At 52.4% G+C, this 14,096-nt stretch carries 9 protein-coding genes and 2 pseudogenes; 9 read left to right on the top strand and 2 right to left on the bottom strand.

Going from position 1 to position 14,096, the window contains the following annotated elements:
* Positions 1-37: 37 nt before the first annotated feature.
* The gene (locus LKE23_RS09685; protein WP_291977144.1) at positions 38-988 is read right to left on the bottom strand and encodes a glycosyltransferase family 2 protein; all 951 of its coding nucleotides are present in this window, start codon (positions 986-988) and stop codon (positions 38-40) included.
* Positions 981-1,868: a glycosyltransferase family 2 protein gene (locus LKE23_RS09690; RefSeq protein WP_291977145.1), complete on the bottom strand. Its 888-nt coding sequence runs from the start codon at positions 1,866-1,868 to the stop codon at positions 981-983. The genes LKE23_RS09685 and LKE23_RS09690 overlap by 8 nt, the downstream gene beginning before the upstream one ends.
* A gap of 221 nt (positions 1,869-2,089) precedes the next feature.
* Here LKE23_RS09690 and LKE23_RS09695 point away from each other — a divergent pair, with 221 nt between their 5' ends.
* The 9 genes and pseudogenes from LKE23_RS09695 to LKE23_RS09735 all read left to right on the top strand — a co-directional run bounded on the left by LKE23_RS09695 (position 2,090) and on the right by LKE23_RS09735 (position 13,873).
* The gene (locus tag LKE23_RS09695) at positions 2,090-3,076 is read left to right on the top strand and encodes a hypothetical protein (RefSeq protein WP_291977146.1); all 987 of its coding nucleotides are present in this window, start codon (positions 2,090-2,092) and stop codon (positions 3,074-3,076) included.
* Entirely contained in the window at positions 3,073-4,086 is a 1,014-nt protein-coding gene (locus LKE23_RS09700; RefSeq protein WP_291977147.1) for a hypothetical protein, read from the top strand. The genes LKE23_RS09695 and LKE23_RS09700 overlap by 4 nt, the downstream gene beginning before the upstream one ends.
* Positions 4,087-4,238: 152 nt before the next feature.
* Positions 4,239-5,413: pseudogene (locus LKE23_RS09705) on the top strand (glycosyltransferase family 8 protein).
* Between the two features lie 275 nt (positions 5,414-5,688).
* Positions 5,689-6,882 (top strand): accessory Sec system protein translocase subunit SecY2, encoded by a 1,194-nt coding sequence (gene secY2, locus LKE23_RS09710; protein ID WP_291977148.1) that lies wholly within the window; start codon positions 5,689-5,691, stop codon positions 6,880-6,882.
* 3 nt (positions 6,883-6,885) lie between these two features.
* A complete protein-coding gene (gene asp1, locus LKE23_RS09715) occupies positions 6,886-8,406 on the top strand; it encodes an accessory Sec system protein Asp1 (RefSeq protein ID WP_291977149.1) in 1,521 nt (506 codons plus the stop codon).
* Positions 8,407-8,418: 12 nt separating this feature from the next.
* On the top strand, positions 8,419-9,927 hold the full coding sequence (gene asp2, locus LKE23_RS09720; protein WP_291977150.1) for an accessory Sec system protein Asp2: 1,509 nt from the start codon (positions 8,419-8,421) through the stop codon (positions 9,925-9,927).
* Positions 9,927-10,832 carry an accessory Sec system protein Asp3 gene (gene asp3 / locus LKE23_RS09725; protein ID WP_291977151.1) on the top strand — a complete coding sequence of 302 codons (906 nt, stop codon included), beginning with the start codon at positions 9,927-9,929 and terminating at the stop codon, positions 10,830-10,832. The genes asp2 and asp3 overlap by 1 nt, the downstream gene beginning before the upstream one ends.
* Positions 10,829-11,398: pseudogene (locus LKE23_RS09730) on the top strand (DEAD/DEAH box helicase); the annotation flags it as partial. The gene asp3 and the pseudogene LKE23_RS09730, both read left to right, overlap by 4 nt.
* Positions 11,399-11,665: 267 nt before the next feature.
* Positions 11,666-13,873 (top strand): KxYKxGKxW signal peptide domain-containing protein, encoded by a 2,208-nt coding sequence (locus tag LKE23_RS09735; protein ID WP_291977153.1) that lies wholly within the window; start codon positions 11,666-11,668, stop codon positions 13,871-13,873.
* Positions 13,874-14,096 lie beyond the last annotated feature (223 nt).

The following is a 14,096-nucleotide window of genomic DNA, read 5'->3' on the forward strand; positions in this document are numbered from 1 at the left end:
TTGTTAATGCTCGAAATGATTTAGTGGATGTAAGCCGTCAATCATCGCTGCTCGTTGTCGACTGGGACGGTGATTGTTCATCGTTGGCTTTCAAATCGCTAATCGGGGTCCAGTGGAGCTGCTTCAAAAGCAGTGGCTGCTTAAACTTAGTGTCCTGGTCGGCGAAGAGATTGTTTTGGGACAGGGCATCCCGGTTGGTGTTCATCACGTCATTGAGGTATTGATCGGCGAAGTAGTGAATGGGAACGCCAAGGATGCTGAGCAGGGAAATGACCGGCTCGATGTATTCGTAGGGGTGGGCGATTGTCGTGGCTGACGAGCGACTCTGCGAATCGAGGTGGACCTCGAACTGGTAGAGGTTGGCGTTGACGAAGGTGATCCGCTTGGCGTTAAAGTAGGGCTTCCACATCGTGTAGACATCGTCAACCACCTGATTCTCCGGGAAGCGAACGTGATCAAAGACCCGCGTGCGAAAAAGCTTGACGCAAGGGGTCCAAAAGACCTGCCGGATGTGGGGGAAGAGGTCGCCGAACCATTCCTTGGGGGTGTACCAGGGTTTGATTTTCACCTTGTCGATATTCTTGCTGCCAAAGTCGTAGTAGTGATCGTGGTCGGAGTTATAGCCATGAACGTAGCCGACCGCGATGTCGCTGTTCGTCTCCTGCATTCGCTGGTAGAGGGTGGTCAGGAAAATTGACTCGAACTGGTCATCACCGTCCAGAAAGGTAAACAGGGACGTGTCGACCAGGTCCAGGGCGGAGTTGCGGTTGGCGGAGATGCCACGGTGGGGGAAGCGGAAGTATTTAATTCGTTTGTCCCTGGCCGCGTAGAATTTGCAAATTGCCGGGGACTCGTCCGTCGAGCTGTCGTCCACTAGCAGGAGTCGCCAATTCGTGTAGGTCTGCTTAATCACCGATTCAATGCACTTGGCCAGGTACTTGGCCTCGTTGTAGAAGGGCACGACAACGGTGATGGTTTCATCATTCATCGGCGTCCCCCTCTTCAAGCCGGTCCAGAATGCTCAGCTTCTCGACGGCATCCTGGTAGGCCCAGAGTTGGTTGCCATCCAGGGCGTGATCCTTGATGAACTGCAGCTGCTGACGGTAGCAATTGGCAATCGCCTGGGTATCGGCACCGAGAATGTTCAGAATTGCCAGGGCCGCTTCCAGACCGGTTACGGACAGGTTGAACACCTTCTTTTGCTGGAGACTGCCGGGCCGGTTAATACGGCGGCAGTACAGTGGGTCCGTCAAGTAGGCGATGCGCTGGGCGTTCAGGTAGAGCTTCCAGACGGTCATATCGTCCGGGAAGTTGTTGTCCGGGAACATGACGCTATCGAAGACGGCCCGCCGATAGAGCTTGCCGGTTGAAGTCCGGTGGAGCTGATTGATCCAGTTGGGCTCATAGTCGGCGTACCGGAACCATTCCAGGGGAGTATGGGTTCCCGCCAGTGAGTTTTCGACCGTCGTGTCATGGTAAAGGGTGGCCTGGCGCGGATCGTCGAACTGGGTGAAGTTGGTAATGGCGATATTCGCCTGGTCGTCCTCAAGCGCCCGGGTCGTTTGCGCCAGAAAATCTGGGTCGAGGAGATCATCGCCGTGCACGAAGGTAATCAGATCGCCGGTTGCCAGCTGCAGGCCGAGGTTGTAAGCCGCCCCGAGCCCAGCGTGATGCTGGCTGATGAAGCGAACCCGGTGGTCGGCCAGGGCGTAACGAGCAGCCACCGCCAGCGTGCCGTCGGTGGACTGGTCATCGACGACGATTACTTCGAGGTTGTGATAGGACTGGTTAAGGATGCTATCGAGGCAGGTTGCCAGGTAGTCCTTGAGGTTATATGCGGGAACAATTACAGAAACTTTTTCAGACATGCGCTTTTCCTTCCTTGCTTGATAAAAACGAGATAATTTATCTGGTGATTTATAAAACGACAATGAAGCACTATTTGATGACACCCAGGAGTTAATGCTCCCGGCAACAAATTGCCACCTCCCTCACTTTAATTTGATTTTACAACATTTATTAGCAAAATTGCGCTCAATTATTAAAACACTTATAATTAAATTAAATCTCAACTAGAGGGGGTGGCAAAATGGCGTTTTATATCACACAGATATACGGTGGTGGCAGCCGGGATGACCAGCTGCAGGCCCGCGTCGCGCAGGCGGCCGCGTCCATTGGGATTTCGACAATCGGCATTCGTCAGTGTCAGCAGGAGCGGCTTGCAACTGAGCTGTTAGCTGCTCTGCGACCACTCAGTGCGGGGGATGGGCTGATTGTGCAGCTGCCGCTGGCGAGCGATCAGGTTGTCGGCGAGACTCTGCTGGCCGTCCTCGACAGCCTTGACAAAGACCAAGCGAGTATCCCCCTGGTGCTTTTCCTGCACCGGTTGCTGTTTAGCCGGCCGGGCCTGCTGGAACAAAGTCGTGCCTTGCTTAAGCGCTCGAATGCCGTGATTGTCCCTGACTCGCCGGCTGGCAGACGCGTGGCCCAGCTGGACGTAACTGACCGGCCAGTCATCACTTGCCAGCTCCTGGATGCCGTCAGCAACTTGAGCTTTTCCCAGCTTCCGACATTTAGTCGGCACCTCAACGTCTGTGATCCACCGACGCCAGCGGCCCTTAATTCTTGGGCAGTTGCCGCAGTGCCAGAGCATGTTTACAATGCGGGCTTTGCGGTTGATAACCCGGCTTGCATTGACCGGGGACAGGCGGAGAACGACGCCCTTATCCTTGCCCTGCATCAGGAGGGTGGCTTTGGCCTGCTGCTGGATGACGATGCCTTGCAAATGAATCTGGGGAGTTTTGTTGCCGCTAGCTTGCCCCTGGTGGTTGCCAAATCAAATCCCCAGTCGGCCTGGGTTTACCGCTATGGCCTGGGTCACGTTGTTGAATCGCCTGCTGGTGCCGCCCGGTGCATTCGGCAAACGCCGGCGGCCATTTACGAGGCGATGGCCCGTCGCGTTGAGCAGTTTGGTCGATTGAGCCGCCGGGGTTATTTCCTACGGCGCGCCCTGCTTGAGGGGGAATACCGGGCACTATTAGATGGACAAGGCCTTGCGAAGGGGGCGGAGCAATGACCGTTTGGATAACGAGCATGAAGGGGATGGCGGGAGCAGCCCAATTGGGTCAAGATCTTGAAGCGCAGGTTGGCCGTGAGCTTGGCTTTCGTGAGCTGAGCTTCCCGGTGAGCTTTGAAGACGTTAAGGCCGATGGTCAGGAAGAGCTCCGGTCAATATCCGCCAAGGTCCACGCTGGGGACGTGGTGATTATTCAGTCCCCGCTGTGGTTTCAATTTGCGTTTGAACAGTCCTTGGTTCGCCTTTTGAAAAAGCAAGGGGTTAGAATCGTCTATTTTGTCCACGACGTCGAGCCACTTGAATTTGGCGCGACCGAGCAAAAGGAGCTGACAACCTGGATTCATCTTTATAATCAGGCGACCGTAATGATTTTGCCCAACCGCCACACGGCAAAATGCCTCCGCGGTTATGGGCTGATCATTCCGTCAAGCCAGATTGTTTACCAGGAGGTTTGGGACAACCGGGTTGAGTTTGACCGGCTGGACCAACCAATTAGCAAGTACACGCCGATTATCCAGTTCGCCGGTGACCGGGACAAGTTCGATTTTATCGATACCTGGCCGAGCGCTGAGGTGCCCCTGGTGAACTATTCCCGGACGCGGGTTCGGAGCAAGAATGTTTTTAACGGCAATTTTTTGCCCAACGATATTCTAGTGCTGAAGATGCATAACCTTGGGGGCTACGGCCTTTTGTGGGAAGCCGACGAGCGCTGGTATAACTACATGAAAATCAACACCTCCTTCAAGTTGGGGGCCTACCTCAGCGCAGGGTTGCCGGTGATCGCGCATCGAGGAGTTGCGCAGGAAAAACTGATCACCCGTGAACACCTGGGCATCGTGGCGGATTCAATTAGCGATGCGATTGATCAGGTGATGAAATTGCCGCCGCAGCAGTACTTCCGTTTAGCCCAAAACGCCTGGCGCTTAGGGCGGCTGACGCGTCAGGGACTCTTTTCAAAGCGGGTCCTCACCGCAGCTGTTTTCCGTGCGCTGGCACCGTGGACAGTCTGACAAGTCATGGGATTAGTGTCAAAAACATTTAGAAAAGTGTACGCTGGCTACGGAAAATAGGATACAATGTTATTAAGAATAGAAAATAATTTATATTTGGGGTGAGGGGTATGAAAAAAATAATAGTACTTTCGACCGACATGACCTTTCTCATGCCAGCGGAAACGCTGATCAAGTCCATCGCTTGTCACAATGACAATGTTAAAATCTACGTCCTGAACGAGGACCTTCCACAAGAATGGTTTGCCAATATTAATCGGCGTCTGCACTTCTTGGACATCCAGGTCGTTGACGTGAAGTACGACCCGACGCTCCTGGACAACGTGGTGGTCTCCAATCAGTTCCTTACCAAGATGACGTTCGGTCGTTTTCTGATCCCCAAGCTCATCCCAGAAGACGGGTCATCTACATGGATGTCGACATGGTTGTCGACGGGTCCCTGGACGGACTCTATCAGTACCCGCTCCATGGTCACACCCTTGGTGCCGTCCTGACCCCGATGGATCCGAACGTCTTTAACGCGGGCCTTTTACTGATAGATAATACCCGATTGCGGGCCACTAACTTCACGGCTGAAATGCTGGAGAAGGGAACGGTTAGCCACAAGAAGGACGACCAGTCAATTCTCAACGAGGTCTTCAAGGACGACTTCGAAAAATTACCCGGGAAATATAATGTCCAAATCGGTGACGACCTTTCCGTGGTCTACAATAACGAATACGACCGTTTCTCGAAGAACCTAGAGGAGTCGCGCCCCTTTACGATCATTCATTACACGGGGGTCAACAAGCCCTGGTGGCTGATGAGCGCAATGCGGCTCCGTGAAAAGTGGTGGGAATACCGTAACCTTGATTATCCCGAACTCATCGCTCAGCGGCGGGTAGCGATGCTCAGAAAGCAGGCCACCCAGCGCCCGCAGTTTTTCACCTTTACCTATACCCAGGATCTCAGTCAATTGGAAGCACTGGTGAAGGCCTTTCCAGACTGTGACTTCAATATTGCCGCCCCGACAATGGTGGGCCCGGTCCTGCAGGTGATGCTGCGCTACCCGAACGTGAGAATCCACGAGCAGGTTAACAAGTACATCTTAAAGGAAAACATCGACAAGACGACGATTTACCTGGACATCAATGCACAGCCGCGCGATAAACAAAACATGGAGATCATGCAAGAAATGCTCAATCGCCAGGTGCCGATCCTGACCTTTGCCGATGTCAAGACGGATATGCTTGAGAGCGAACCGGACTACACGGTTATTCCGGCGGGGGACGTTGATAAGATGGTCGCTACCATTCGACAGCTTTTGGCGGCCAGACCAAATGATTAGCTTCGATCAAAAGAGGCGGGGGACAACCCAGCCTCTTTTTAACTATCAATCGATAAGAAAAAAACTGCAAATGGCCATTTTCCAGAGCAAAGTATGGAAGGGCGACTGTGATTGCAATGCAATAAATTAACCGCGCACGGCGGGCAAAAATGTTCATGAATGTTTCGATAATACTGAATTATAAGAATATAAGTGCTAAAATGAATTTGTTTATAAGCTTAAAAGTTTTTAACGGTTTAAGCTGAATGAAAATTGATGTTGGGGGAGAATAAGCAATGAAAAAGCCCTATCAACTAAATATTCTCCGCGACCGCGTGGCCTTCAGCCTCTTTGTGCTGCTGATATATATCTTGGGAAGCAGTATTCCCCTGCCCTTTGTCCGGATGACGGAAATGTACCGGAACATGCTGGCTAAGACCCCAATCGGCCTGATGAGTTTCATGGGCGGGGCCAACTTGCAGACGCTCTCGCTGTTTTCCGTGGGACTGAACCCGTTGATGATCGCGATGATGATTGTCCAGCTGATGTCGATGACCAAGCTCTTCTGGACCGATTCGCTCTCCCAGCACCAGACGATGATCGTGCAGCAGTGGCTGATGCTGATCCTGGCGACCGTGCAGGCGATTGCGATCACCCTGACCTTCCATTTGACCGCCAACTATCGGCAGGCGACCGCGGTGGTGATCATCCTGGTGGCCGGCAGTATGTTGGTGGTTTGGCTGGGCTTCATGAACATGCAGTTTGGCATCGGGGGAACGATGACCCTGATCCTGTTCAACATGATTTCCGGTTCAATCCAGCCGCTGGTGCGCTCGATCAAACGAATGCAGGTCATTCCACACGCTGAGGTCTGGCTGGCGATGCTGATTCTGGTTGGCCTGGTGGAGATTATCTTCTGGGTTGGCTTCAACCGGGCCTACTACCGGGCCTCGATGATTGACGTCACCCTCAAGAGTTCGGTGAAACCGCTGGCCTTTCCAATCGCACTTAACCTCGGTGGGATGATGACCTACATGATGGGGATGGCCATCCTGACTTTGCCAATGATCCTGGCCCAGACGACGAGTTGGCGGGAAAAGATCAACGATTGGCACTTTCAGGTCGTCTTCTGTATGGTAGTTACTTTTCTGTTGTTCTACTTCTTTGCCTATCTGCAGCTCAACCCTAAGGACCAGGCAAAGGAACTGCGAAACAAGAACAACTATATCCTCGACGTCCGGCCCGGGAAGCCGACGTCCCGCTTTATTCGCAATCACCTGCTATGGCTCAGTCTGCCCGGCGCCCTGCTCAACGGTGCCCAGCTGACCCTCGGCCTGGTGGGTTCGCAATTCTTGGGGCGGTACACGGCCTTTGCGCTGATTCCGCTGGACGTGGTGATGATCGTGATGTTCATGAACCTGATTAAGGACCAGCTTCTGGTACTGGTGATTCCGCATCGCTACGAGAAATTGATGAAAAAAGAGGGGTAGAGCATGGATTACATGGTGCCAGCATGGCATGAGTTATTTATTGATTGGGCATACAACGTTCCACACCTTGATTTTGATGACGCGACGGGCCAACTCCGGCTGCTTCAGGATAACAAGCAGCCAGTGGGCCTTTTTCTGCTTAATTACCAGCCCAATTTATTGGAGCGCCTGGGGCAGATGGCCCTGAGCCCGAATTCCATTTTGTCGGTATTTGACTACATTCAAGACGTCCATCACCAGGAGGGGCAGAGCCTGAGCTACAAGGACTTTGCATGGCCAGCTGGAGCCTACCTCAAGTTTTCCTCCTTCCACATTCAGGTAATAGTCAACAAGAAGATGTACGCCCAGGTGATCTTTAGCGTGTCCGGTCGAATCATCCTGGTGCAATATTACGACGAAAATGAGCAGCTAACTAAGCAGCTGCGCATCGATAGCCGGGGCTTCATTTCACGGGAGGAAGACTTCCGCGGCGACAAGGAGACCCAGCACATTTACTTTGACGAGCAGGGTAACTGGCGGATCAACCATAACCTGGAAAGCGATCAGGTAATCGTCAACCCGATGTTCAAGGACCAGTTTGCCCACGGCGAGTACGACCACCTGGATGAGCTGATCAGGGAGGTGGCCTTAACCGACCTGATGCCGCAGGTTTATAAGGACGGCGGGCGCATGGTCATCGCATTGGATGACAAAATGCCAGTGGCCCCGGACCTCTTTAGCACCGTGCCGACGGTCTACTCAATCAGCCAGTGGCACCCGTGCAAGAAGATCTTAGCCGGCCTGCAAAATCCAGATCTGGTAACAATGGTGGCGGACCGTGAGAAGACGGCCGAGAGCGTTCAGGAGCTTCTCCACCTCGATAAGCCAGTCACCACCATTCCGATCTTTTATTCTCAGTTTCGGCTGGGGCACAGTCAGCGGATCGCGCAGCAGCGGATCGCCATTTTTAACGAAAACATGACGGGCCAGGAGCTGATGGACCTGGTCAATCGGCTCTACAGCCGCCTATTAAAAAACTACAAGAAGGAGCAGCTCCTCTTCCTAAACTACAGCCAGGAAAAGGAGCTGGAGGCCAAGCAGATTATCAACCAACTGTGTGCCGACCATCCCGGCGAATTCCGGCTGCATAAGGACCATCCTGCCATGATCGAGGTTGATCTCGAGGGAGCCAAGAAACTGCCGGAGCTCTACCTCAAGTCAGTCCGGCTGCCCAGCGTGGGGGATGCGATGACGGTGCTTGATAAGGTGCGGTTGATGATCGACCTTGGTGAAGAGCCGGACGAATTCCTGCAGATGGCGTCCGTCAGCACCGGGATTCCCCGTCTGCAGCGCCACGCCACGGAGGAGGTTCATGACCATCAAAACGGACTGGTGGTTACCGACAATGACCAGGTGCTGGCGGGGATCAGCTACTACCTGGATCACTTAAAGCACTGGAATGAGGCCCTAGCTAGTGACGTTCAAATCATGAACACCCACTCCAGCCAGCGGCTCTTCCAAAAATGGCAAGAACTATGGAAGTAAGGTGAGAAGACGATGGCAACCAACGTTTTACAATTGGGCGGCCGTGATGATTGGTCGGAAAAGTACAAGATGTCCGATGAGATTACCTGGAACTATAATAATTTTCCGCCCAAGAAGCCGGCAATCTACTCGGTCGTAATCATTGACGGGGCGGTTAACCTGACACCAAAAAACTGGGAAAAATTGATTTGGGCTTCCACCCCCTATGCGGTCTTCTACCGTCCCGGAACGGAAAAGCAACTGGGAGCGGCCGGTCAGCGCTTCATCAAGCTGGATGCCGGCAAGCCATTCACCTGCTCACCGGAACAGATGATTAAGGACATCTCGGACAAGTACTACTTCGGCCAGACCGGGATCCGGGTCTTGCCCAACAACATCAACCTCAACCAGGAGCTGTTTGACGAACTGAACTACCCGGACGGCGGTCACCTGCAGCTGAGCGTGGATAGTGACGAATGGCAGACCTTTGGCCACTACCGCAACCAGCTCTATGTTGACCCCTACCGGCGGCTGCGGATCTGGCTGGAGGCGAGCCGGGAGCCCGGCGTCGAGCTCCGAATCGTGGTCAATGAACTGGTTGTTGGCGATCGTCAGTGGACCTTTCCGGTGACGACTAAGGACGCTGAGGAAATCATTCCCACCAAGCTGCAAACGGAGGGCCAGTTCGTCAGCGTCAGCCTGCAGATGCGGGGACACGGCAAGTTTACCCTAGGGCCTTTCCACTACAGTTGGGCACGATACGGGGCCGGTATCTTTATCGTCGGCGCCAAGCGGCTGATCGAGCCGCACAACGGCGAGCAGGTGGCCTACTACCTTAATCCCGGCAACCTCAAGCCGCCATTAAACGTCTACTTTTCCGGTGCCCGGAGTGCCGAGGGTTTTGAAGCCTACCCACTTTTTCGGAGCTTCAAGGCGCCGAGCCTGCTCTTTACGGATCCGCGGCTCGAAATCGGCCAGTTCTACACCGGTGACTACATGGAGCCGGCCATCAAGCGGGTCATCATGCGTTCCCTGCTCAAGCTCGGGATGACCACTGACGACCTGGTTATGTGCGGAGTGTCAATGGGGACTTACCCGGCCATCAAGCTCGGCAGCGAATTAGGAGCACACGCCATCGTGGTAGCCAAGGCGCTGACCAACCTCGGCTACCTGGCCGAGCGGGGAAGGCTGCAGCGGCCAGACGAATTCGAGACCATCTTCGATATCGACCGGCAGCTAACCCAGACGGACTTTCCGAAAGGCCTCCACGAGATTGACCAAAAGTTCTGGCGCCAGTTCGATGAGGACAACCTGGCCCGGACCCGGCTCTTTATCACCCACATGTACCAGGATGACTACGATGACCGGGCGGTTGCCAAGATTAAATCCTCAAACGCCATCCAGCACGTCAAGGAGTTTGCCACCAAGGGCTATCCCGGCCACCACAACGACAACACCGATGGCACGGTTAGCTGGATGATCTACCGGATCCGTCAGGTGATGCGTGATGACTTTGGCAATTACCAGGAGGATGATCAATAATGAAGCAAAACATTATTAACCAAATCTACTGGGGCCCCGGATATCAGGATGGCTATCACTTTGGCTCCCGGATTAAGATCCGAAAAAATGGCCACGTCAGCTTTGACAATAAGCTAATGGCGTCCGGAAAGATCATCATGTCCTGGCAGTCGAAGCTTAACTACCAGTTTTCCAAAATGGTGCCCCAGCTCCCGGTACTTGCCGTTGGTCGGCGGTATCGGCTCTACCTCAAGGGACAGGAAAAACCGGCCGGGACGATGATTACCCGACTGATCTTTCGCAACATTCAGGGGGACGAGATTAAGCAGCTTAACCTGGAGGGCCACGACAACGAGTTTGTCTTTCCTGAAGGGACGGTGGATTACGAGCTGCAACTGATTAACGCTGGCTGCACCCACCTGGAGTTTGACCGGATTGAAATCTGCACGGCCGACCTGCCCAAGGACGTCCACGATGATCTCTGGCTGCAAGACCCAATTACCGACTACCCGGACAAACCGGTCCACCTGCTGGTAATGTCGGCGGGGAAGCGGGCCAAACGTGACTTTCCGTGGCTCAAGCGCTTGGCGGGTGACCTGGCAGTGCAGATCATGCTGGTTTCCTGGCAGCACCGTGACGACGTCGGTCAGGACATTACCGATCTGCTGAAGGAAAACCGGGCCTACAACACCCACATTATTTCCTGTGAGCCGCGCTTTGATCGGGCGGTCATCGATGCCTGCAACTCGTTTCCGGCCTTCCAGGGGTTGGTAACCAACCGCGCCTACTTGGCGGATCGGCCACAGAACATTTACCGTTACGTTTGGCGGCCGAACGTGCACCAGCTGAAGGAAGCCGTCTCGGAACCGGACTGGGTCAGCCTGTTTTCGGTTATTCATGCCATCTGGGGAGGTGATCAAGGATGATTCTTGATAAAGTTGACCTCCACCATGTCCGGGCGATCCTGGGAAAGGTCAATGCCTGGGCACCCAAGATGCGGAAGATGTCAGATGCGGAGCTGCGCAACCAAACCAACCTTTTGCGTGACCAGCTCAAAGGCGGCAAGACCGTCGACGACGTGCTTCCGCAGGCCTTCGCCACGATTCGGGAAGCCGATTACCGGATTCTGGGAATGTTTCCCTACGACGTTCAGGTAATGGGCGCAATTATCCTCAACCAGGGCTACATTGCCGAGATGAAGACCGGGGAGGGGAAGACCCTGATGGCGACCATGGCGATCTACTTAAACGCCCTGGAAGGCAAGGGCTCGATGCTGGTGACGCCAAACGGCTACCTGGCATCCCGGGATGAGGCCCAGCTGGCCCCGGTCTACGAATGGCTGGGGATGACGGTGAGCCTCGGTTTCGACGAGAAGATCAAGCACCCGAAGCCGGCCCTGAAACGCAAGTGGTACAACGCGGACATCACCTATACCACCGCCAGTACCCTGGCCTTTGACTACCTGTTCAACAACCTGGCGGATAGCCTGGAGGGCTAGTTAAACAAGGTCTCTTCTATCGAATGATTTATCAAATATCAGAAACTCAACCGGACAAAATGGCAATTGCGTGAAAGCGCTAAAATTTGGTGGGGGGGGGGTAGAAAGCCACCCCTAAGCGAGTTTGTTTTATAAAATTTTATGTAAAAAATATAATTTAAAATATAAAACTTTAAATTAAAAATTGTTTATATCATTGTGAAACAATGTTCGGGTTTGGCCATGCTAGCTCTTGCTCAATGCGGTTTTGCTCAATAAAATATGATAATTGTAAAACGAATTATCATTGATAAAGGAGCAAGAACATTGGAAAAGATTGACGAAATAAAACATTATAAGTTGTACAAAGCCGGTAAATTGTGGCTTACCATGGCGATTGCGACGTTCTCACTCGGGGTAATGGTTTCGTCAGTCAACGCTGACCAAGTAAGTGCTAATAGTAGTGCAAGTGCTGTTAGTGAACGGGTTGTATCGAGCAGTGCCGCTGTAAATTCGTCCGCAGCCGTTCCAGCAACTTCTGCTGGATCAAAGAGCACAACACAACAAAGTCTAGCACCCGACCAGCCAGGTGCTTCACAGGCCACTACTAGTGCACAATCAGCAGCTAAGGTTGACAGTTCAGCTGCTAAATCATCCGCTAACCAAGCTACTAAAGATAATACGAAGGCTAACAGCAGTACGAAAAAGGAAGCAGCCCTTCCAGCACTGCCTGACTTGGATAACAATCTGTTGTCCAAGGCCGGATCATTCCATATTTTTGCAAATGAGGTTCAAATTGGCGCTGATGTTAACGGTAACATTGCCACCCAGCATTACATCAGCGGTAACGAATTTGGAACACGAAATGAGTCTCACAACTACACCAAGGGAGACGTTTACTACATTGAAACTGTTGACCAAATGGGTTCCAACGCCTTTCGAAACAGTGAAAACTATGTTGTCTTTGGCGAAGACACAAAAGTTGAAATAAAAAATGGTCAGGTTTTTGTAAATGGGACCCGAATGGATCACCTGAAGGCTAGTGCTGTTTATAAGAAGAGTGGCTACATTGATTTTCAAAAAGAATTCGACAACCTGACATCTCTGGCCAATTATTATGCACGGCAGAAACAGACTGATGGTGTGAAGGTCAACTTTGAGAATAACAATAATAATTATATTGATGTAAGTAATGTTGCTGCTGGTACAAAGATTATCTACGTTACTGTGCCGACTGGTTGTTTGACATCCTCCCAGCCACTGACTATCAAGGGGTTAAGTTCTTCAGAAGACGGTCCTGTTGTGGTTATGAATGTCAATGGTTCCGTTAATTTTAATACTCAAACAAAGCTGGAGTATGATGATGGCCAAACCATTTCTCCAAATGAAGGACATAGTAAGCCAAACCATGTGCTTTGGAACTTTGGTGCTAATGGTGGAACGTTAAATATTAACAGTGGCTATCTTTTAGGCAGTGTTCTGAATCCTCAGGGTGAAGTAAACGCAAACGTTAACGTCGATGGAAATTTGATTGCCAACCGGGTTAACATTAGCGGTGGTGAATCTCACCGTTGGGACCTCCGGGGTGGAACGTATGTAGATATCCACCAACCAAGTACACCAAGCCAGAGCAGTCAAGTAACACAGCCAAGTCAAACTAGTCAAACGACGCAGCCAACACAGCCAAGTCAAACCAGTCAAACGACGCAGCCAACACAGCCGAGTCAGACTAGTCAAACGACGCAGCCAACGCAGCCGAGTCAAACTAGTCAAACGACGCAGCCAACACAGCCGAGTCAGACTAGTCAAACGACGCAGCCAACACAGCCGAGTCAGACTAGTCAAACGACGCAGCCAACACAGCCAAGTCAAACTAGTCAAACGACGCAGCCAACGCAGCCAAGTCAAACCAGTCAAACGACGCAGCCAACGCAGCCGAGTCAGACTAGTCAAACGACGCAGCCAACACAGCCGAGTCAAACTAGTCAAACGACGCAGCCAACACAGCCGAGTCAGACTAGTCAAACGACGCAGCCAACACAGCCGAGTCAGACTAGTCAAACGACGCAGCCAACACAGCCAAGTCAAACCAGTCAAACGACGCAGTCAACGTCACCTGCTTACCCGGTAATCCCAGATAATCCGAAGTCAAGCACGCCAACGCAACCAAACCAGACGCAGCCGACCTCAATTCAGTCGACGACTCCTGCTCAATCACAGCAGCCGACTGAACCAGCAACGTCTGAAACGAACCAGCCAACCCAACCGGTTCACCAAACTGACCAGCAGCAACCAAGCTCACCAGTTGAGACCCAAGCGGTGAAGACCACTCCTGCCCAGTCACAGCAAGCACAAAGTCAGTCTGCTACCGCTACTGCTGCTGGACTGCCACAGACCGGTAACCAGAACGAAACTGCAGTAACCGTTCTTGGCCTCCTTACCGCCAGTTTCGGAATGCTTTTCGGCCTGAAGAAGCGTCATTTTGAATAATTTTAGCTAGCCCGAAAAAGTCGCAATTACCGTTGCGGCTTTTTCCTTTTCCGGTGTGCCAATCAATAGACGAATGCATGTTTGGGTGATAAACTAAATTGTAATTAAATAAAAGGCTGGGAATTAACCCGGCCTTTTTGCTGTCGTATAGTTAAAAATGCTACAGCGCGGTAGCTGGCTGGATCCTGAACGTTGATAAATCAACGCCCAGGACGCTTAGCCA

Origin of the sequence: Limosilactobacillus sp. (assembly GCF_022482365.1) — a bacterium.
Taxonomy (GTDB): Bacteria; Bacillota; Bacilli; order Lactobacillales; family Lactobacillaceae; genus Limosilactobacillus.

Bases quoted from the DNA above. Each gene is read 5' to 3' on its own strand.
- LKE23_RS09700 (WP_291977147.1), top strand. From the start codon at position 3,073: ATGACCGTTTGGATAACGAGCATGAAGGGGATGGCGGGAGCAGCCCAA.
- LKE23_RS09685 (WP_291977144.1), bottom strand. From the start codon at position 988: ATGAATGATGAAACCATCACCGTTGTCGTGCCCTTCTACAACGAGGCC.
- LKE23_RS09690 (WP_291977145.1), bottom strand. From the start codon at position 1,868: ATGTCTGAAAAAGTTTCTGTAATTGTTCCCGCATATAACCTCAAGGAC.
- asp3 (WP_291977151.1), top strand. From the start codon at position 9,927: ATGAAGCAAAACATTATTAACCAAATCTACTGGGGCCCCGGATATCAG.
- secY2 (WP_291977148.1), top strand. From the start codon at position 5,689: ATGAAAAAGCCCTATCAACTAAATATTCTCCGCGACCGCGTGGCCTTC.
- asp1 (WP_291977149.1), top strand. From the start codon at position 6,886: ATGGATTACATGGTGCCAGCATGGCATGAGTTATTTATTGATTGGGCA.
- LKE23_RS09735 (WP_291977153.1), top strand. From the start codon at position 11,666: ATGATAATTGTAAAACGAATTATCATTGATAAAGGAGCAAGAACATTG.
- asp2 (WP_291977150.1), top strand. From the start codon at position 8,419: ATGGCAACCAACGTTTTACAATTGGGCGGCCGTGATGATTGGTCGGAA.
- LKE23_RS09695 (WP_291977146.1), top strand. From the start codon at position 2,090: ATGGCGTTTTATATCACACAGATATACGGTGGTGGCAGCCGGGATGAC.